Below are 21588 nucleotides of genomic sequence, written 5' to 3'. Positions count from 1 at the left end.
GATTCTGCAGGCTAATAAAAAAAACTTAATACCGAAAACCAACGGGGGCTTTTTCATAAATTTGCCCCACTAATCTATCGGAATTTGAGACGTATTCTTGTTTTTCTTTTGTTCTTACTTGCGTGGTGCGAATGTGCTTTTGGGCAACGTCCTCCGGGGAGTATTCAAATTGAAAATGCCGACTTTCAGGACATTAACCAATTTGAGATTCCCGATGCCGTTTTGCTCACGGGAAATGTTCGTGTGCGTCACGAAGGTGTGGTTATGACCTGCAACAAAGCCTATTTTTTTCAAAAAGAAAATTACATCAAAGCCTTTGGACAAGTTCAAATGGTGCAAGGCGATACCCTGTACCTCAATAGTACCTATGCCGAGTACAACGGAAATGTCAAAAAAGCCTATGCTACGGGAAATGTTGTCATGCGCTCACCCGAATCGAGTTTGGTGACCGATACCATTCATTTTGATCGAATGAAACAAGAAGCTTTTTACAAAACCAAAGGCGTCATTACCAACCGAAACAATACACTCAAAAGCAATGCGGGAACGTATTATGTAAAAGAAAAAAAGTACCGATTTTTGACCGCAGTAGAACTCAAAAACCCAGAATACACTATCCTCTCCAATCATTTGGACTATTATACCAGTTCGGGGCATTCGTATCTTTTTGGACCTTCAACCATCACGGGAAAAGACAACTTTATTTACACCGAGAACGGATTTTACAATACCAAAAAAAATGTAGGTCATTTTCTGAGGAAGTCGTATATCAAATACAAGGATCGGAAAATTGAAGGCGACAGTTTGTATTTTGACCGAACGCGCGAATTCTCCTCGGGAACCCGGAATGTCAAAATAACCGATACCATCAACCGCGCTATTATCAAGGGGCATTATGCCGAATTGTACAAAAAACAAGACTCCGTGTACATGACCCGTCGTGCCTCAGTTCGCTATTGGGTAGAAAACGACTCGATGTTTGTACATGCCAAGAAGATTTATCTCACTGGGAAACCTGGGGAACGGATTATTCGTGGGGAAAAAAATGTACGCTTTTTCAAAACAGACATGAGTGGAAAATGCGACTCCCTGCACTCCGATCAAAAAGTGGCCCTAACCAAACTGATTGGGAAACCCATACTTTGGAATGGCGACAAACAACTCACAGGCGACGTGATGCATCTTATTGGTAATAATGCTACGGAAAAACTCGATTCGCTGAAAGTACTCAACAATGCATTTATCATTTCCAAAGATACACTGGGCGCAGGTTTCAATCAGGTGAAAGGAATAAATTTGTATGGAAAGTTTCGTGAAAATAAATTGTATGAAGTGGATGTTGTCAAAAACAATGAGGTTATTTACTTCATGCGCAATGATCAAAACGAACTAATTGGCATCAACAAAACAGCTTGTAGTCGCATCAATATGACGCTTAACGGGAATGATGTCGATACGATTACCTTTTTTGATCGGGTGAACGGCACCCTATACCCTGAGGAAGATTTTCCCGAAAATGTGCGGAAACTAAGGGGCTTTGTGTGGCGTATTGAGGAGCGAATTAATTCTAAGGAAGCCATTTTTCCGCCCGAAGAAGCCGAAGCCGAAGCCGCATTGCAAGAAGAAGCGCGCAAGGATGCAGCAAAACCCGCTGTACCCATGCCTATTCGAAAAGAAACACTACAATACGACAAATCCACCCGTTCCACCAAAACGAAATAAACCTACAACGCTACGGTATATGACCTTGAAATCGGACTTTTTACGATACCAAGCCCAAACCTCACCCTATCCCCTCGGGATGGAAGTTTCCCATGCTGTGGGTTCCTATATTTATGACACCCAAAACAAAGCCTATTTGGATTTTGTAGCCGGCGTATCGGCTTGTTCCTTGGGACACCAGCATCCGAGGGTAAATCAAGCCATTATTGATCAATTACACAAATACTCGCACGTGATGGTGTATGGCGAATATGCGCAACATCCAGCTACGGAGTATTGCAAGTTATTGGTCCAAAATTTACCGCCTCAGTTGAATAAAGTCTATTTGGTCAATTCGGGTACCGAAGCCACTGAAGGCGCCCTCAAATTGGCCCGCCGCGTCACCGGTAGGAGTCAGCTTATTTCCTGCCACAACGCCTATCACGGCAATACTATGGGGTCGATGAGTGTAATGGGTTTTGAAGAGCGCAAACAAATCTTTCGTCCCTTGGTGCCCGATGTAGAATTTATTACGTTTAATAACGAAGCGGATATCGCCAAAATTACGACGCGTACGGCCGGAATTATTTTGGAAAGTATTCAAGGCGGCGCAGGATTTATCCAACCCGAAAATGATTTCTTATTGAAAGTCAAACAACGTTGCGAGGAGGTAGGGGCTTTGATGATTGTTGATGAAATCCAACCCGGATTTGGACGAACAGGAAAATTGTTTGGCTTTGAAAACTACAATGTCGTGCCCGATGTGGTTATTATTGGCAAAGGAATGGCCGGTGGAATGCCTGTAGGCGGTTTTATCGCCCACGAACGCTATATGGATTTGTTGAGTCACGACCCTAAACTCGGCCATATTACTACCTTTGGTGGACATCCCGTGATTGCCGCTGCCAGTTTAGCTACATTGCAAGAAATACTCGAAAAAGACTATGCGGCCCAAGCCTTGGAAAAAGAAAAATTGTTTCGCCAACTTTTGGTACACCCTTTGATAGCGGAAGTGAGGGGCCGCGGATTAATGTTGGCAGCGATGACTTCCGATCCAGAGATAACAAATCGCGCCATTTTCAAATGCCAAGACAAAGGACTCATCCTATTTTGGTTGCTGTTTGAAGGAAAAGCCATACGGATTACCCCACCGCTAACCGTTTCGGAGGCGGAAATTCGCGAAGGTTGTGCCCTCCTATTAGAGGCGTTAGATGAGATTATGACTGAGGATAAGCACGTTACCCTCGGTTAGTGTTAATTAAATTGTTTAAAACAATTCCTGTTTTTTCCCGTTTTTCCGTAAGGTATCCGTACCTTTAAATAGTGCAACCTAAACCCCAATGGCTATGTATTTGAATCACGAAGAAGACGACTACAATTTATCGCTCTCCCGCTTTGAGTCGATGTTGAAAACCAACAAGGTGTTCTTCTTCGATTCGGAAGAGTTTGAAGAAATTATCTTGTACTATTTGGATATGGGAAAAACCAATTTGGCCAAAAAAGCGCTCAAATTAGGCTTGGAACAGCATCCCAAATCGACGGGGCTGAAATTGGTTCACGTGGAAATGTTGGTGTACGAAGACAAATTGGACGCTGCCGAAAAACTATTGAATGAATTGTATGCTATTGAACCGCACAACGAAGAGATATACATTCAACGCGCCAGTATTTACTCCAAACGAGACAATCACGAAAAAGCAGTTGAGTATTTGAAAAAAGCCCTCGAGTTTACCGATGACCAAGCTGACGTCTACAACTTGATGGGAATGGAATATTTATTCATGGACGATTTAGAATCGGCTAAATCCTGTTTCATTCAATGTTTGGAAGAGGATATTGCCGATCAATCGGCTTTGTACAATGTGGTGTATTGTTTTGAATTTCTCGATCAAAATACCGCCGCTATCGACTATTTGAAAACCTATATCGATCGAAATCCTTACAGTGAAATTGCATGGCATCAGTCAGGGCGCTTGTATTATGGATTAAAAGATTACGAAAATGCGGTGCGCGCTTTTGAATTTGCAACCTATATTGACGAAACTTTTGTAGGTGCATTCATGGAAAAAGGAAAAGCGTTGGAACGTTTAAAACGCTACACCGAAGCCATTGAAAGTTACGAGCAAACCCTTGCCTTAGACGATCCTACTTCGTATGCCTTATTACGCATTGGCAAATGCTACGAAAAAGTGGGTAATAAAGTAGCAGCTCTTAAATATTACAACCAAACGGTTCACGAAGATCCGCTATTGGACAAAGGATGGATTGCCATCACGGATTTTTACATTCGTCAAAAAAACTACTCCAAAGCCCTTTATTATGTCAATAAAGCCTTAGGAATTGACGATCAAAACAGCAGCTACTGGAAACGGTATGCTACGATCAACAAAGCCCTCTTTTTGTTTGAAGAAGCCGAACACGGCTACCGTAAAGCCGTTGAGTTTGGCGATTACGACTTGGATACTTGGTTGTTTTGGGTAGACATGATGTATCAAATGGGTGAAAATGATAATGCGATACTTGCGTTACTTCAAGCCAGCGAATACTTTCCCGAAGCTTATGAAATAGAGTACCGAATGGCTGGTTTATATTTCACACTAGAAATGGAGGAAAAAGGAAGTTTTCACCTCGCCAATGCCTTGCGTTTGAATGCAACGCATTATACGCTATTGGAAGAGTTGTTTCCGCAAGTGATGGATTTGAATAGCATTCAAAAAGCCCTTCGAAAATACCGAAAAGAATGACCCCTTCTTCCGAAAAACGCTTTGGCCTTTTGGGACGAAACATTGACTATTCCTTTTCACGCGGGTATTTTGCGCAAAAATTTGAAGCCCCGCTATGGCAGCACTGTCGGTATGATAACTACGACTTGCCCGAGGCGTCTCACATTAAAACATTACTTCAAACCCAACCCCAACTGAATGGCTTAAACGTGACCGTTCCCTACAAAGAAGCGGTCATTCCTTTTTTGGACAATCTGGATCCCATTGCCCGCCAAATAGGGGCAGTAAATACGATTCAATGGCTCCCCGATGGAACAACCCTAGGCCATAACACCGATTGGTACGGTTTCTACAAAGCATTGGAACCTTACCTTGCATCGCACCACCAACGCGCACTTGTTTTGGGAACAGGAGGCGCAGCAAAAGCGATACTTTATACGCTGCAACATTTACGTATACCCTACACTGTAGTTAGTCGTTCAGGGGATGAAGGCACTATTGCCTACACCGATATCACCCCCGAAATCATGATCGCCCACCCCCTTGTCATTCAATGTACGCCCTTGGGAACCTATCCCGATGTAGCGGCTTGTCCCCCAATACCCTATGCGCATTTTACGCCGCTTCACCTTGCTTTTGATTTAGTGTACAATCCGCCAAAAACACGTTTTTTAACCCTTGCCGAAGCTAAAGGTGCCACGATTGAAAATGGGTATTCCATGCTGGTTCACCAAGCCGAGAAGGCCTGGGAAATTTGGAACAATACGTTTGTATGAACACAAATACGGACTTTTCAATTTCTTTACATACAGAAACGTAGCATTTACTTTGAATTTTAGGACGACTTTAGTATCTTTCGCCCTAATTATTGTATAACCCCTACAACCTAAACGAATGTCTGAAGTAGTGAATGACAACCTGAATCCCGAAATGGACGGTTCAGATGGAATGGAAAATCAAGCGAATGTAGACGCGAACACGAGTGAAAACGCACCTACTCCTGAGGAATCAACTCCTGTAGAAAGTCCAATTCCCGATACCGAAGTGGAAGCTGCTTTATCGGAGGAACCAGAAGAAACGCCCGAAATTGAGGTAATTTCTGGTGAAGAAGCCGATGCTCCTGTAGCGCCTGAAACTGCTGTGGAATCGCATGAAAACACAGCGGCCGAAGCAACTCCTGAAAGCGTTGAAACGGCTCTTTCTGAAACCACAAAAGCGGTGTCTGCCGAAGAAAGTCAGGAACCCGCGGTCATGGAATCCCATGAGGAGGCCCTAAGTGCTATCGCAGAAGCCAATGCCGAAGAAAGTGAAGATGAGACCCTCAAGGGACGTCACGAGATTCCGATGGAAGATTATGATGCGTTTTCTATGGAACAATTGGTTACGGCTTTAGAAGGTCTCGTCGCTGTTGAGCAAGTGATGACTGTTCGTGAGCATGTAGAAGAAGTGCGCAAAGCTTTCCTTTCCAAATTCCACCATTTTATCGATGAAAAACGCGATGAGTTTTTGGCGGAAAACCCCGATACAACAGAAGATTTTCACTACGATTTCCCTTTAAAAAAGCGATTTGACACGCTTTATACCACGTACCGTGACAAAAAGAATGCCCATTTCAAATCGTTGCAAAATGCGTTAAAATCCAATTTGGAGAAACGTGAAGCATTAGTTGAAGAATTGAAAAATGTGGTCGCCCAATCCGGAGGTAATATTGCCCAAGCCTTGAAACAGCTTGCTGACATTCGCGAACGCTGGAAAAATGCGGGTCCTATCCCAAAAGACAAATACAATCACGTTTGGAACAACTACCACTTCCATTTGGAAAACTTTTATGATGTTTTGCATTTGGACCGTGAGGCGCGTGATTTGGAATTTAAAAATAATTTAGAGCAAAAGCAACTGATTATTGCACGTGTTGAGGAGTTAACCCAAGAAAGCGATATCAACAAAGCCTTCCGCGAGTTGCAAGACCTACACCGCATTTGGAAAGAAGATATTGGTCCCGTTTCCAAAGACGTTCGTGAGAGTTTGTGGCAACGTTTTAGCGAGCTGACCAAGCAAATGCATGACAAACGCGAATCACTCTCTGAAGAATTCCGTAAACGCGAACAGGAAAATCTAGCGAAAAAGCAAGAAATCATTGCCGCTTTGGAAGTACTTGCGACCGAGCGTGTGGACAGCCATGCCTTATGGGTGCAACAAATAGCTAAAGTTGAAGCGTTACGCAATACCTTTTTTGCTACAGGTAAAGTGCCGTCTGAGGTAAATGAAGCGACATGGGCTGCGTTTAAAACCGCCGTTCGTAATTTTAATGCTTTAAAAAATTCCTTCTACAAGGACATTAAAAAGGGACAAAACGACAATTTGAGTCGCAAGCAAGCCCTTGTAGCGCGTGCCCATGAATTGAAAAACGCTGAGGATTTTGCGGCGACAACGCCCATCATGAAACAAATTCAGGAGGAGTGGAAAACGATTGGCCATGTGCCTCGTAAATTCTCCGACAGTTTATGGAAAGAATTTAAAGACGCTTGCAATACCTATTTTGACCGCTTGAAAGACAGCAAAAAAGAAGAGAATTCGGTCGAATTGGAAGCGTTTAACAACAAAAAAGCGTATTTAGAACAATTGCGTTCTTTTGAATTGGTGGGGGATCATAAAACCGACTTAGATGCCATTAAAGCGCATATCGAACAATGGAAGAGTTTTGGTAAAGTTCCTTTCAACCGCCGTCACATTGAGGGGAAATTCAACAAAATTTTGGATGCCTTGTTTGAAAAATTAAGCGCCAGCAAAAAAGAAGGTGAGATGCATCGTTTTTCAAGCAAATTGGAAACCTTAGCGGGCGATGGCAGTCGCAAGTTGGATCATGAAAAATTGTTTATCATGCGTAAAATTGACGAAGTGCAGCATGAAATCTTCCAGTTGGAAAACAATATTCAATTCTTCCAAAATGCCAAAAACAATCCCATTGTCAACGAAGTGAAGAAAAACATCGAGCGCCATAAAGCGGATTTAGCCACTTGGAAAGAGAAGCTTAAACAAATTAATATTTTGATAAAACAACAACAAGAGTCCGCTGAATAAGCGGATTTTTTTTTGGTGCATGATAAATATCATACCCTACGCCATAGCCACACCCTATCTTTGGGCTAAATTCTATAGCCATGGCCACTTCTCTCATTCAAAAATACAACGTGCCGGGACCCCGATACACTAGTTATCCCACGGTTCCGTATTGGAATGATGCGGCTTTTAGCAGCGAAGGATGGCTCCAAACCTTGACCCAAGCCTTTCTTGAAACCAATGCGACGCAAGGCATTAGTCTCTATATTCATCTTCCCTTCTGCGAAAGTTTATGTACCTTCTGTGGTTGTCACAAACGCATTACCAAGCGGCATGAAGTGGAGCATCCTTATATCGAGGCGGTATTGAAAGAGTGGAATTTGTACTGTGAACTATTGCCTAAGAAACCTCACATACGCGAAATCCATTTAGGGGGTGGCACACCTACCTTTTTTTCGCCTGAAAATCTGAAGCGACTCATCAACGGAATTTTGAAAGAAGCACATGTAGTACCTCAATATGAATTCAGCTTCGAAGGGCATCCCAACAATACTACTCGCGAACATTTACAAGTGTTGTACGACCTTGGTTTTCGTCGCGTGAGCTTTGGAGTGCAGGATTATTCGGCTACCGTTCAGAACGCCATACATCGCGTGCAATCGTTTCACCAAGTGGCAAAAGTTACTTTTTGGGCCCGGGAAATTGGGTATACGTCCATCGGACATGATATCATCTTTGGGTTGCCCTTTCAATCCCTGGCCGATGTGGAAGACACCATCGACAAAACCAAATCCCTACTCCCCGACCGCTTAGCTTTTTACAGCTATGCGCATGTCCCGTGGATCAAAGGCAATGGCCAACGTGGTTTCCAAGATCAAGATGTACCGCGTGACGAAGTGAAACGGCAATTGTATGAAGAAGGAAAAAAACGCTTGTTGGCGCACCGCTATCACGAAATTGGCATGGACCATTTTGCACGAACCACCGATGCGATGTACCATGCTTTTGAAAATGGCACTTTGCACCGGAACTTCATGGGCTATACCGTGACGCAAACCAAAGTCATGATCGGATTGGGAGTCTCGTCGATTGGGGACAGTTGGTATGGGTTTGCGCAAAACGAAAAGGTCTTAGAGACCTACTATGCCCGCCTGGAGGCCAATGAATTACCCGTATTTCGGGGCCATCTTCTCAGCGAGGAAGACCTGATCATCCGCCGTCATATTCTCAATTTAATGTGTCATTTTGAAACCCAGTGGGAAACCGAAGATCGCTATTTCAAGGAGATTCCAACGGTTTTGGCACAATTACAAGAGATGGAACACGACGGGTTGGTGATTATCGGATTGGATCACCTAGTGGTCACCGAAAAAGGGAAACCTTTTATCCGTAACATTTGTATGGCCTTTGACTTGCATTTGCAACGTTCGGCTCCGCAGACCCAGTTGTTTTCGATGACGGTGTAGGGTGAAGTTTCAGGTTTCAGGTTTCAAGTTTCAGGTTGTGTTTGGTGGAAAAGTGGAAAAGGTGGAAAAGTGTAGTTGTACCTGCTAGTGAACTTACTATTCTACAGGAAGCAAGCTTAGGAGCTTAGAGACTCAGCTTCTCAGCGACTTTTATAGATATCAGGTTGTGTTTGGTGGAAAAGTGGAAAAGGTGGAAAAGTGTAAGGTAACTGCTAGTGAACTGACTCATCTACAGAAGACTTGCTCAGAAGCTAAGCTGCTCAGGAGCTCAGGAGCTCAGCCTCTCAGCGGCTTTTATAGGTATCAAGTTGTACTTAGTGGAATAGTATAATCCAACTACTAGTGAACAGACTCATCTTCAGAAAGCCAGCTCAGCAACTCAGGAGCTTAGCTTCTCAGGGGCTTTCTTCGTTTTTTGTTTTCGAAAGGACCAATGTTCAAGTTTGCCCAACACGAGTAAAAAGCACCAATATCCGCTACCTACGAAAAGCGCAACATAAAAATCAGGACCAAAAAAATCCCTTTCGAGACTGAAGGACGCTATTATGTTGACGGTTCCCGTTATAAAACAACACAGAAAGAGAAAAAGCAGTTTGTTGGGCAGGTTTTTCATACGATACATGTATTAATTTAAAAAACGACTTTGAATAAAACTTGGTACTTTTTTTATTTAACAAATATACAAGCCAAAAAAGATGTTTTGCAAACGAATAAAACCATAGCTTAACGCGTTGGCATGTATATAACTCACATTTGAACAAAGGTTTTTTATCAAGACATCCATGTAGACACCACTCGATGGGTCCATTTTCCATTTTTAAACGTAAAAAGAAACGATTGTCCACTCCCAAAGGTATTCAAGTCGATGTAAAAAACTTTTTTATCTCGTGAAAAAACGGGGATACTCACCTGATAAAAACCATGATTTCCATACTTCTTTTGGTAATTCTGTAAAAAACGTGATGACCGATCGGTTGCTTTAGAATCGTATAAATTTACTAAATCGTGGGCTGAAAGTAAGGTTTTGAAAGGAATGCGTTGGGGTTCCAACTTGAAATGGTGCCATTTTTTGCATTGCATTTGAAGGGAAACAGAATCCTGATCAAAGTAGGCTATTATTCTTTTTTTTAACGAAGGATTTTGATCCACAAATAGCGGTAGATCGAGACGATCAACAAGATACGGGTATTATTGATTGCCCTCCAACTGTTCCACACTGCTTATGGCTTCAAACAAAAGCCGAATTGCTAGATAAATATCATTTTCTGACGTGGTTAGTTGCTGCATTGGAGTGATGCGATTCTCTTTTTTTGTGCAGGATAAGAAAAAAATCAAACAGCAAAAAGTATACATAGTTTTCATAAGCTGTCAAATGAGGTTTTAGATTGGTAACAGAATGAAAAAACACGTGATTGGGATTGAAAAGTGTACAACCGGACTACAAAGTCGGGATACTGTTGCGGCGCTGGATAAAATGAAATTTAGAATTCACGCATTTTTTTGTTTCATAAAGTTTAAAAGGTCGATAATATGTTGCTGCGTATGGCTGTGAAAAATGAGTTCAAAAAACCATAGTCCATCGGCCAAACTGTTATTTTGAATTCGCCATTTGACTTCTAAAAGGTCTATGATAATATCTGAAAGGTCGTCAATCGCATCGCCAAGAGCACTATCTTTTAAGTTGACAAAGTCATAAATATCAAGAACTGTTTTGTAGAAGCCAAAGTCTATAAAATTGCTGGTAATATTACTTCTAATGTCAGGAAGTTGCGATTTGTCAAATTCCGGATAGTCATTTTCGTCGAATTCATATTCAATATCAAAATATAAGTCGTAAATTTTTACAAGATGTCTCTCCAACAATTTTTCTTTATCAGCTACTATCAAGTTGGGGTGTAATCCATACTTAACAATTTCATTAATTGTCGGAATTAGTTCTTTCATTTCAACATCATTTTGATTAAGAATATCATGCTTCACTGCTAGTACAAAATACGTTTAAACTATCTAATTTAAATGTTTTTTTGAAAAAAACTACATTTCAGGACTCATCTTTCTTGAGACTAAAAAATCGGGAAAGGATTGTAAAACTTTGTTTAGTGAATACACCATGTGAAAACTCCGAAGCTTCGGTACCAAGATAGCGGGGTTGGAAATTAACCGTTTTCATTTGCAATAAAACAAACTAACAACTGCTCACTGTTTACTAACAACTGCTCACTGTTTACTGACAACTGATGACTCATAACTCATAACTCATAATTAAAAAGCACGCCTCCCAGCGTGCTTTTCATTCTAAACCCAAAAAATTACGTTTGCAAGCGACGGTATAGGTCGTCTTTCAAATGGAGTAATTTTGCTTTTAACACATGGGCGTGTTCGTCTGTAACCACCTCTTCGCTCGTGTTAATGCGGTGAATTTGATGCTCCAATGCATCGTAAGCATCAAATAATTTGCGAAAATGAACATCGCTCACTTTCAACGTGTGAATGCGTTCGGCGAGTTCGGGAAATTCATGTAGTAAACTATGTCGTTCCATACCTATTGATTTTTAGTGTTTGATTTAATGACAATGGGCTTGCGCTTGCACCCAAAGCGTGGTCGTTGTGGGCGAAATATACGGGATACCCAACCCCATACCGCGAACAATAAACAAGACGCCGATACCTACCGCTACCACAGGAATCAGTTGTTGCAGCCGCTGCCGCACCGGAACCGTAATCCACGATTGGACATACACCACCAGACTCATCAACGGTACCGTTCCCAAACCGTACAAAAGCATGTATCCCACACTTTCGGTAAGTCGCGGCATGGCCAAAGCCCCAAACAATGCGGCATACACCATCCCACAAGGCAAAAATCCATTCAAGAGTCCGATAGTAAACAACGCATCGGGCGATTTGCGCTTAAACTGTTGTCCCAAATGACTTTTAACCGCCGCGATAGCCCGGTATACAGGCTGGGAAAAGTTATAACGAGCAAAAACTTTTTCGGGTATCAATGCGATGGCAATCATCAAAACACCCACAACAATCGATAGCTGCTGTTGCATTCCGGCGAGGTAAAACCCACGACCGAGGAGTCCAAACACGAGTCCCAGCACCCCATACGACGTCAATCGACCCAAGTGATACAACATAATTTGCAGCACTTTTCGGGACGTATTCGCACGATCGACCGGCAAGAGTAAGGCTATCGGGCCACACATGCCGATGCAGTGCAAACTGCTAATGATGCCGAGAAAAAAAGCCGCGATCAACATGGGTTAAAAAAATAAGGTTTGCTTGCTAAGGTATCCTTTGCCTTCGTAATTCCATTGAATGGAAATGTCCCAACGACCGTCTGCCAAAGCGCTTTTAGGTATGAGCAAATGTGGACTGGATAACGAAATCGGAATTTCGAAATCGAGCTTTTGACTAGACGGTCTGTAAAAGGACACTTTTCCACTAATTTTTGTACAATCAAATGAGGGTGGAAAAGCCACCGCAATGCCTTCTGGCGTTTTGGTGCATACCACTTTCTCCTTGAGTCGCAAAGCATTGTTCTCGCGTTCTAAATCCCGCTCAAAGGTTTGCTCTTTCAAATAATATTTTTCGACGACCAATTCGTTGTCGTATTTTGAATTGGATTGCACGCGAAATACAAAAAATAAGATAAAACTCATAAAGAGTATAAACGCGATGACAATTCCGGTTCCCCAATTTATTTTCATGGTGTTCTTTTTTAGTGATTAGTGACTAGTGAATAGTGATTAGTGACTAGTGAATAGTGATTAGTGATTAGTGACTAGTGATTAGTGACTAGTAGCCCCTTACTCCAAAGGAGAATGCTTTCTAAGAAAGTGAACTTTGATAATTCCATTCTGCTAGTGTTTACTGCTTACTGTTTACAGTACACTGCTCCCGACCCTTCGGGGCTGTTTACTGCTCCCAACCCTTCGGGGCTGAACACTGAACACTGAACACTGCCCCCGACCCTTCGGGGCTGAACACTGCTCACTAATCAAACCTCCTTGGTCCGTTAAAATTAGCCGTCGTCGATTCAATCCGTTCATTGCCTTCATACACCTCGATTTTTAGCACAAGTTTTTCATCGTGTAGCAAACGTTCGGGGATTTTGATAAACATCGTCGCTTCGCCTAGCGCATCGGCGGGAATTTTAAGCGATGAGGCTCCCACTAATTGAATCACGCCTTCCGAAGGGTCGACCAACTTGAACGTGACCTTTTTGAAATCGGTGGTCGTTTTGTTGACCACTTTGCAATTGTATATATTGACAATCGTATCTTTTTCTTGCAAAAACAACTGCCCAGGCATCGACAATAGCGTAGCTTCCACTTGGTTCCGTAGGAAAAGCATTCCGATAAAAATACCCGTAAGAATCATCAATACCGCTGCGTACCCTTTCATGCGAAGGGTAAACTTAAACGGCTCCTTCTTGTTGATTTCATCTTCACTGGCATAACGAATCAAACCTTTGGGCAAACCAACGCGCTCCATAATCGTATCGCATTCATCAATACAAGCGGTACAATTCACACATTCGAGTTGGGTTCCATTGCGAATATCAATGCCCGTGGGACATACATGAATACAGGCTTTACAATCAATGCAATCGCCCTTACCTACGGCAGCTCGATCTTCGTCTTTGACATATTTGGCTCGTCCCACTTCCCCTTCGCCCCGCACATGATCGTAGGCCACGTTGATCGATTTATTGTCCAACAACACCCCTTGCAAACGCCCATACGGACAAGCGATAATACACACCTGCTCGCGAAACCATGCGTAGATAAAATAAAATACCGCCGAGAAAATCAATACCGCAATGAGGGTTGATGTATTGTGCGTGGGACCTTCTTTAATGAAATTGATAACGGTATCACTCCCTTTCAAATACGCCAAAAAAACATTGGCAATGGCAAACGAAATCAAGTAAAACACCACCCATTTGGTAACGCGTTTACGAATTTTCTCGCCATCCCATGCTTGTTTAGCCAAACGAATTTGCTGGTTACGGTCGCCTTCTATCCAATATTCAATGCGGCGAAACACCATTTCCATAAAAATCGTTTGGGGACAAAACCATCCACAAAAAATACGCCCGAAAGCCACTGTAAAAAGTGCCAATCCTACCACCCCAATAATCATCGAAATGACAAACAGGTGAAAATCTTGGGGCCAAAATGGAAATCCAAAAATATTGAAGCGACGTTCAAGAACGTTAAAGAGCAAAAATTGGTGGCCGTTGATTTTTACAAACGGCGCTCCGAAGAGAAACACCAACAAGAAATAACTGACTATTTTTCTGCGGTCGTAATACCGTCCCACAGGTTTTTTAGGAAAAATGAAGGCGCGTTTTCCTTTTTGATCGATAGTAGCTATCGTATCGCGGAAACTGTCGTCATGCAACGGACTGGCCATGATAATAAGGGTTTGGGTTTAGTAAAAGGGTCCCGCGTCGCCTTGAGACCCGTGAATGATTATTTTGCGCTAGGAATCGAATCCGCAGGCTTGGAAGCATCGGCTGTGGGAGCAGCTTCTTCTTTCCATACATCGCCTTCAGCTGGCTTGGCGCCCGCAGGTTTTGTCCCTTGCAAACTCCAAACATAACTCGCCACTTTTTGAACGTCTTTGGCATCTAAAGTTTTCCCCCAAGCAGCCATCGTAGGATTACGAGGACTACCGTCGTGAATGACTTTGAATACATTCTTAATGCCGCCACCATTTAACCAATGGGCATCGGTAAGATTGGGGCCAACCAAACCACCGCCTTCAGGTCCGTGACAGGCCGCACATACATTTTTATAAATTTCTTGACCCTTTGACAAACTCGCTGGATCGGTTAAGGCGGTTACCTGATCGAAGGAAATCGTTTCTTTGGGACTATTGCCTTTGAATTTTAACATTTCCTCTTCGGCGAGAGCGACTTCGGTTTCAAACTCTTGTGCTTGGTTCTCACCGCCAAAGAAATGGTAGCGCACCAGGTAAATCCCCGCAAAAATGATGGTAACATAGAATAGGTACACCCACCACGGTGGCAATACATTGTCGAGTTCGCGAATACCATCGTAATCGTGATCGAGCATCACATCGGCTTCTTGCTCGACGGCTTTCGAACGGGTAAGTTTCGACATCCAATGTTGGTACCATTGGCTATCCACAAACGAAACGGTTTGCGCCTCCTCGAGCTGTTTCTTTTGCTCGTCGGTCAATAAATGATAGGTGACTTTATCGACGGCACTTACAACAATTTCAATAGCCACCAAAAGGAAGAGAAAAACCGCCAAAAACAAGGCTACCATAGGATACTTCACAAAAGCCGGTCTATCGCCCGAATCAATGAAATACTCCAAAGCGACCAGCACAATGGCAAAGAGTAAGGGCACGCGTACGTAGGATGGAAATAATTTTTTCATTAGAAATGATGTTTTTCAGTTAGTGATTCGTCTTCGTTTAAAGGGAGATTGCTCACGCTTTTCAAGGTTTCCTTGCTGTAGGTCATGGCCCAAACGGTAAACAACACAAAGGCCGTAAAGAAAATCGAAAGGGAAATAATCGGGTAAATTTCTACCCCGGCAATCGTTTCCAAATTATGTTTTACAAACTTCAACATGTCAATTAAGGTTTAGGTTTAGCAGCGGTATCGGTACCTAAGCGTTGTAAATAGGAAATCAAGGCAATAATTTCACGGTCTTTCAGCGGCACACTTGTTTCCGCTCCAAATGATTTTTGGATTTGAGTATCCTGCATCAAACTCGCCTCAATCTTTTTGGCTTGTGCTTCCATGTGCTGAGGCGCATTAGCAATCTCCTCTGGTGAATAGGGTACTCCTAAAGCGACCATGGCTTCCATTTTTTTCTGCGTCAAATGGGTATCCAATTTGTCGTGAATCAACCATTGGTATCGGGGCATAATCGACCCTGAAGAAATGCTTTGGGGGTCATACATATGATTAAAATGCCACACATCAGGTCGTCCACCGTTAAAGGGTTTACCCGTTACGCCCTCGCGGTGCAAATCGGGTCCTGTACGTTTTGAACCCCACAAGAACGGATGGTCGTAGACATACTCGCCGGATTTGGAGTAGTCGCCATAGCGTTCAACTTCGGAGCGGAACGGACGAATCAGTTGCGAGTGACAGCTCACACAACCTTCACGGATGTATAAATCACGACCTTCTAATTCCAACGGTGTATAGGGTTTTACGGCAACTATGGTAGGAATGTTAGACTCTACGAAAATGGTAGGTAAAATTTGCACTACCCCACCAATTAATATGGCCAAAGTGGTGTACAAAGAGAATTTAACCGGTTTACGTTCCAACCAAGCATGCCAGCCTTCGCCTTTCAATCGGTTGGGACTGATGGGCGCTAAGGCAGGAGCTTCCGCAACATCGTCGACTACGGCAGCGCCTTTACGAACAGTCATCACGATGTTGTATACCAACACCAATACCCCAATCAAATACAAGGTACCCCCTATGGCGCGCATCCAATACATCGGCATCAATTGCGTCACGGTTTCCAAGAAGTTTCCATATTGTAAGGCACTTCCGTCGGGTTTGAATTGTTTCCACAAGGACGCTTGGGTGAATCCCGATACATACATAGGTAACGCATAGAAAATAATCCCTAAGGTGCCAATCCAGAAGTGGAAATTGGCCAATTTTTCAGAGAACAACTTGGTTTTGGTCAAACGAGGAACCAACCAATAGAACATCCCGAAAGACAAGAATCCGTTCCAAGCCAAAGCCCCCACGTGAACGTGTGCAATAATCCAATCGGTAAAGTGGGCAATGGCATTTACATTTTTCAAAGAAAGCATCGGCCCTTCAAACGTAGCCATCCCATATCCGGTAATGGCCACCACGAAAAACTTCAACACGGCATCGGTACGTACTTTGTCCCAAACCCCACGAAGGGTCAACAATCCGTTAATCATACCCCCCCAAGACGGTGCAATTAACATCACCGAAAACACTACGCCAAGGTTTTGCGCCCAATCGGGTAACGCGGAATACAACAAGTGGTGCGGTCCCGCCCAGATGTAAATGAAAATCAACGACCAGAAGTGAATAATGGATAAACGGTAGGAATATACCGGACGGTTGGCCGCTTTGGGAACGAAATAGTACATCATTCCTAAGAACGGTGTTGTCAAGAAAAATGCCACCGCATTGTGACCATACCACCATTGTACTAAGGCATCTTGCACCCCTGCGTATACGGAATACGATTTTAAACCGGCCACAGGCAATTCCAAACTGTTGAAAATGTGAAGCACCGCTACCGTAACGAAAGTCGCGATGTAAAACCAAATGGCGACATAAATGTGACGCTCTCTTCGTTTGATAATGGTACCAATCATATTGATGCCAAAGACCACCCAAATCAGCGCAATGGCAATATCAATGGGCCATTCTAATTCGGCATACTCTTTAGAAGTCGTGTATCCTAACGGTAAGGTAATGGCAGCCGCTACGATAATCAATTGCCAGCCCCAAAAGTGAATTTTGCTCAAAACATCGCTAAACATGCGGGCTTTCAGCAAACGTTGCATCGAGTAATACACCCCTGCAAACATGGCATTCCCCACAAAGGCAAAAATCACCGCATTGGTATGCAACGGGCGAAGTCGACCAAAACTTAAAAAAGAGACACCACTGGTAAGGTTAGGGAACATAAAGAGGAACGCCAGAAGCAATCCGACGAGCATCCCTACCACCCCAAAAACGATACTGGCATAGATGAAATTTCGAACAATCTTGTTGTCGTAATGAAATTGTTGCATTTCCATAATTATTGTTTTTCTTCGGTTATATTTAATTGATTTTTGTTTTTCGTTGTGTTGATGATTTCATCGTCAAATAACATCCGTACCGACGGGGTATAATCGTCGTCGTATTGACCGGATTGTACCGCTTTAATAAAGGCCACCAAGAAAAAAACGGCCACAACGATACTGATACTGATTAAAAAATAAATGACACTCATACCTTAAATTTGTGTTAACAAAGTTAGATTCACCCCTTGGCTTAAAACATGATAATTATCATTCTGCTGCATTTTTCACTGTTTTTTTTGCCTTAAATAACCGCTCACGGGCATACGCATTGCTCATCAAAGTGACAAAACTCACGATGGTAATCGTACTTAAGGGCATAATTATCGCCGCCACGATGGGCAACAAGTTTCCCGTTACCGCATACGTCAATCCCACAACATTGTACAAGAGAGATATTGCAAAACTCATATAGATAATTTTCATCGCATGGCGGGAGTACTGCATGAAATAGCCGATTTTCGAAAATTGAGACGCATCCAATATCCCATCGCAGGCGGGTGAAAACACATTCACATTCTCTGAAATCGAAATGCCCACATTACTCTGGGCCAAAGCACCAGCATCGTTCAGTCCATCGCCTACCATCATGACGTTTTTGCCTTCATGTTGCAAAGCCTCGATATAAGCCAACTTTGCTTCGGGTTTTTGGTTGAATACCATGGTAGTTCCCGCGGGCAACATTTTCTCCAAAATCCGACGTTCCCCATCGTTGTCGCCCGAAAGCACGACCAAATGATAGGAAGCACTCAAGCGTTCAAACAATGCCTCCAAGCCCTCGCGGTATTGGTTATTGAACACATAACTGCCTTTGTAAACGCCATCTATTTCAACATGCACTTTGGTTTTCTTGTGGGTGTTTTCACTGAGATGTTGTAAAAACTGCGACGAACCCAATTTGACCGAATGCCCTTCCACTGTAGCAAATACCCCTTTGCCCGTCACTTCTTCAAAATGGGTGACCGTTGCTTTCTCTTGCGGCGGTAAATACTCGTAAAGTCGTCGACTCAAAGGGTGATTGGAGCCGCGAAGGGTATTTTTCAACCACCAAAGTTCGTGCGCCTCTAGGGGGCTACCTTCATAGGTGATGGCCGTTTTCTTATTGGTCGTAATGGTACCCGTTTTATCAAAAACAATCGTATCGACCTGCGCCATTTGTTCAATAACCTGGGCATTTTTTAAATACAATTTTTGTTTGCCCAAAATCCGCAACACATTGCCCAACGTAAATGGAGCCGTCAACGCCAAGGCACAGGGGCAGGCTACGATTAAAATGGCGGTAAACACATTAAAAGCGGTGTCGGTATCGATGAAAATCCAATACCCAAACGAGAGGAAGGCCAACAACAGTAAAGCAGGCGTAAAATAGTGGCTGATGCGATCGGTAATGTTTTTGTGTTTGGAGTTCAGTTTCTTTTGAAATACATCATTGCTCCACAATTGGGTGAGGTAACTTTGGGAAACCGAAAACAAGACTTCCATTTCAATGACTTTGCCTAGCTGCTTGCCGCCAGCGTAGATTTTATCGCCCGACTTTTTTTCAATAGGAACCGCTTCCCCAGTGACAAAACTGTAATCGATAGCCGCTTTTTCCGAGATTAAAATACCATCCACGGGAATCAACTCTTGGTTGCGAATCAACAAGCGATCGCCTTTTTCAATCGCATAAACTTGCACAGGTTCTTCGGTACCGTTCGAACAAATCTTGGTCACCGCGATGGGAAAATACGACTTGTAATCGCGTTCAAACGACAGGAAGTTGTAGGTTTTTTGCTGAAACAATTTCCCCAACAACATAAAGAAAATCAAGCCGCACATGCTGTCAAAAAAGCCTTGCCCATAATCCATCACGATATCGACCGTACTGCGCACAAACATCACAATAATACCCAGTGCAATCGGAATTTCGATATTGAGCATTTTGGCACGGATACTTTTCCACGCCGAAACATAGTACCCACTGGCTGAATACAACAAAGGAGGCAACGACAAGAAGAAAATCAACCAGCGAAAGAAGCCGCGGTATTGGTTGATCCAAAACTCCTCGACTTCAAAATACTCGGGAAACGACAAGAGCATAATGTTGCCAAAAGAAAAGAAGGCCACCCCGATTTTGTAGATTAACGAGCGGTCGATTTTGTGTTTATCCCCTTCGTAATTTTCCAAACTAATGTAGGGCTCATAGCCTATCGAACTTAGTAATTCGACCAAGGCTTTGAGCGAAATCTGTTCGGGATGGTAGGAGATTCGTACTTTTTTGGCGGGAAAGTTTACCTGCGCGCTGCCGATACCCGGGTGTAACTTGTGTAGATTTTCCAAAATCCAAATACACGAGCTACAGTGAATATGCGGTAGGTACAGTGAAACAATATGGGTTGAAGCTTCTTCAAATTCGAGTAATTTACTGACGATAGTGGCGTCGGTTAAAAAATCATATTTTCCAGTAATATCCGTGGGAGTGGCCCCGGGTGCGGCTTGAAAATCATAGTAACACGTAAGATCGTTTTGACTAAAGATTTCGTACACCGTTTTACAACCCGTGCAACAAAATTCTTTTTCCTCAAATACAATACCCTCCTTGTTTTGAATTGTTAAGCCACAATGATAACAATGCATTGTGTCCATAATTTGCTCATTTTTTTACCTGTAACAAAGGTCACACAACTGTATTTTGTAAAATATGATATTTGTCATGCGAATATTTTTCTACATTTGAAAAAACAAAAAACAAAAAACAAAAACAAAAACACTCGCTTATGGGTAAATGTGAACAGTGCATTGTGCGGGAATTCAGCTCCCTGAAAGCACTTACCAAAGACGAGCTTCTGCACATGGCAACATGTAAAGCATCGTACACCATCAAAAAAGGAGAGGCCATTTTTGAAGAAGGCGAAAGCATCAATGGGGTCTATTGTGTGAAAGAAGGTATTTGTAAAATGTCGAAACTGAGTTCAAACGGAAAAGACCAGATTGTTAAGTTGGTCAAACCGGGCGAATTGCTTGGGCAACGCTCGTTGATCAGTGAAGAGCCCGCCAATTTAAGTGCCGTAGCGCTCGAAGACATGCAGGTTTGCTTCATTCCTAAATCAGAAATCATGTCCTTTTTCAACAAGAACAACAATTTCTCGATGAACATGATGCGTACCATTTGTGGCGACCTGCGGGAGGCCGACGACCACATGGTGACTTTGGCCCAAAAAACGGTCAAAGAACGCTTGGCCGAAACCTTGTTGTACCTCGAAGATACCTTTGGTAAAAACGACGACGGCACCTTGCGCATTCAGCTCTCCCGTGAAGAATTTGCGGGCATGATTGGCACGGCCACGGAGAGTTGTATACGCCTTTTGTCAGAACTCAACAAGCTAGGATATATCGAATTAATTGGTAAAAAAATCGCCTTGAAAGAACGCCAAAAACTCAAACGAATGGCCGACTGATTGAATGTTGAGGGGTGGAGAGACCGGTTTTGGCTATTTTGAATTATAAATTTTAAATTATAAATGGGCGTTCTAACACGTCCTCTTTGACTAACGTCCAACAACTCATGTCTAACGACTAGTAACTAATCATGACGATGAAGTTGCTAAAACCAAAAGGTCTTAGTAACAAATTTGAAATCAAAAGTAGCAATTTTTTAAATATCGTCATAAGTAGTCATTCCTTAAAAAGCCACTATTTTAAATTTCGATTAAAATAGTGGTTTTATTTTTAGTGAAAAAGTTGAACAATAATTGTAACCAAAAAATAATTAGTTCTTTAATTTGGTTAAATCGGAGCTTTAGATTGTATCC

Annotated in this window: 18 protein-coding genes; 7 read left to right on the top strand and 11 right to left on the bottom strand. The window is 42.8% G+C overall.

Annotated elements, in window-relative coordinates:
• Positions 1-108 precede the first annotated feature (108 nt).
• From O9316_RS07575 to hemN, 6 genes are all read left to right on the top strand, one after another.
• A complete protein-coding gene (locus O9316_RS07575) occupies positions 109-1722 on the top strand; it encodes an OstA-like protein (protein WP_298205160.1) in 1614 nt (537 codons plus the stop codon).
• Between the two features lie 25 nt (positions 1723-1747).
• The gene (locus O9316_RS07570; protein WP_298205159.1) at positions 1748-2953 is read left to right on the top strand and encodes an aspartate aminotransferase family protein; all 1206 of its coding nucleotides are present in this window, start codon (positions 1748-1750) and stop codon (positions 2951-2953) included.
• A gap of 94 nt (positions 2954-3047) precedes the next feature.
• Positions 3048-4445 carry a tetratricopeptide repeat protein gene (locus O9316_RS07565; protein WP_298205153.1) on the top strand — a complete coding sequence of 466 codons (1398 nt, stop codon included), beginning with the start codon at positions 3048-3050 and terminating at the stop codon, positions 4443-4445.
• Positions 4442-5200, top strand: a complete 759-nt coding sequence (locus O9316_RS07560) for a shikimate dehydrogenase (RefSeq protein WP_298205152.1) — start codon at positions 4442-4444, stop codon at positions 5198-5200. The genes O9316_RS07565 and O9316_RS07560 overlap by 4 nt, the downstream gene beginning before the upstream one ends.
• A gap of 475 nt (positions 5201-5675) precedes the next feature.
• Complete coding sequence (locus tag O9316_RS07555; protein ID WP_298205158.1) at positions 5676-7505, top strand: DUF349 domain-containing protein; 1830 nt, start codon at positions 5676-5678, stop codon at positions 7503-7505.
• Between the two features lie 80 nt (positions 7506-7585).
• Complete coding sequence (gene hemN / locus O9316_RS07550; protein WP_298205151.1) at positions 7586-8950, top strand: oxygen-independent coproporphyrinogen III oxidase; 1365 nt, start codon at positions 7586-7588, stop codon at positions 8948-8950.
• A gap of 771 nt (positions 8951-9721) precedes the next feature.
• Here hemN and O9316_RS07545 read toward each other — a convergent pair.
• The 11 genes from O9316_RS07545 to O9316_RS07495 all read right to left on the bottom strand — a co-directional run bounded on the left by O9316_RS07545 (position 9722) and on the right by O9316_RS07495 (position 20422).
• Positions 9722-10099 (bottom strand): hypothetical protein, encoded by a 378-nt coding sequence (locus O9316_RS07545; RefSeq protein ID WP_298205150.1) that lies wholly within the window; start codon positions 10097-10099, stop codon positions 9722-9724.
• 339 nt (positions 10100-10438) lie between these two features.
• A complete protein-coding gene (locus tag O9316_RS07540) occupies positions 10439-10894 on the bottom strand; it encodes a DUF5063 domain-containing protein (RefSeq protein WP_298205149.1) in 456 nt (151 codons plus the stop codon).
• A gap of 365 nt (positions 10895-11259) precedes the next feature.
• Positions 11260-11490 (bottom strand): DUF465 domain-containing protein, encoded by a 231-nt coding sequence (locus O9316_RS07535; RefSeq protein WP_298205148.1) that lies wholly within the window; start codon positions 11488-11490, stop codon positions 11260-11262.
• A gap of 24 nt (positions 11491-11514) precedes the next feature.
• A complete protein-coding gene (locus tag O9316_RS07530) occupies positions 11515-12216 on the bottom strand; it encodes a sulfite exporter TauE/SafE family protein (RefSeq protein ID WP_298205147.1) in 702 nt (233 codons plus the stop codon).
• Positions 12217-12219: 3 nt separating this feature from the next.
• Positions 12220-12666 carry a FixH family protein gene (locus O9316_RS07525; RefSeq protein WP_298205146.1) on the bottom strand — a complete coding sequence of 149 codons (447 nt, stop codon included), beginning with the start codon at positions 12664-12666 and terminating at the stop codon, positions 12220-12222.
• Between the two features lie 286 nt (positions 12667-12952).
• Positions 12953-14377 carry a cytochrome c oxidase accessory protein CcoG gene (ccoG, locus tag O9316_RS07520; protein ID WP_298205145.1) on the bottom strand — a complete coding sequence of 475 codons (1425 nt, stop codon included), beginning with the start codon at positions 14375-14377 and terminating at the stop codon, positions 12953-12955.
• 59 nt (positions 14378-14436) lie between these two features.
• Complete coding sequence (locus O9316_RS07515; RefSeq protein ID WP_298205144.1) at positions 14437-15372, bottom strand: cbb3-type cytochrome c oxidase N-terminal domain-containing protein; 936 nt, start codon at positions 15370-15372, stop codon at positions 14437-14439.
• Positions 15372-15569 carry a CcoQ/FixQ family Cbb3-type cytochrome c oxidase assembly chaperone gene (locus O9316_RS07510; RefSeq protein ID WP_298205143.1) on the bottom strand — a complete coding sequence of 66 codons (198 nt, stop codon included), beginning with the start codon at positions 15567-15569 and terminating at the stop codon, positions 15372-15374. The genes O9316_RS07515 and O9316_RS07510 overlap by 1 nt, the downstream gene beginning before the upstream one ends.
• Before the next feature lie 5 nt (positions 15570-15574).
• Complete coding sequence (ccoN, locus tag O9316_RS07505) at positions 15575-17752, bottom strand: cytochrome-c oxidase, cbb3-type subunit I (protein ID WP_298205142.1); 2178 nt, start codon at positions 17750-17752, stop codon at positions 15575-15577.
• A gap of 2 nt (positions 17753-17754) precedes the next feature.
• Positions 17755-17949, bottom strand: coding sequence for a cbb3-type cytochrome oxidase assembly protein CcoS (gene ccoS / locus O9316_RS07500; RefSeq protein ID WP_073363810.1), 195 nt, complete (start codon positions 17947-17949; stop codon positions 17755-17757).
• A gap of 58 nt (positions 17950-18007) precedes the next feature.
• Positions 18008-20422 (bottom strand): heavy metal translocating P-type ATPase metal-binding domain-containing protein, encoded by a 2415-nt coding sequence (locus O9316_RS07495; RefSeq protein WP_298205141.1) that lies wholly within the window; start codon positions 20420-20422, stop codon positions 18008-18010.
• A gap of 131 nt (positions 20423-20553) precedes the next feature.
• Between O9316_RS07495 and O9316_RS07490 the strand changes: the two genes are divergently transcribed.
• Entirely contained in the window at positions 20554-21234 is a 681-nt protein-coding gene (locus tag O9316_RS07490; protein ID WP_298205140.1) for a Crp/Fnr family transcriptional regulator, read from the top strand.
• The last annotated feature ends 354 nt before the right edge of the window (positions 21235-21588 follow it).

It is taken from the genome of Flavobacterium sp. (genome assembly GCF_027533505.1).
Taxonomy (GTDB): domain Bacteria; phylum Bacteroidota; class Bacteroidia; order Flavobacteriales; family Flavobacteriaceae; genus Flavobacterium.
This window is presented reverse-complemented; position numbering and strand designations above follow the sequence as displayed.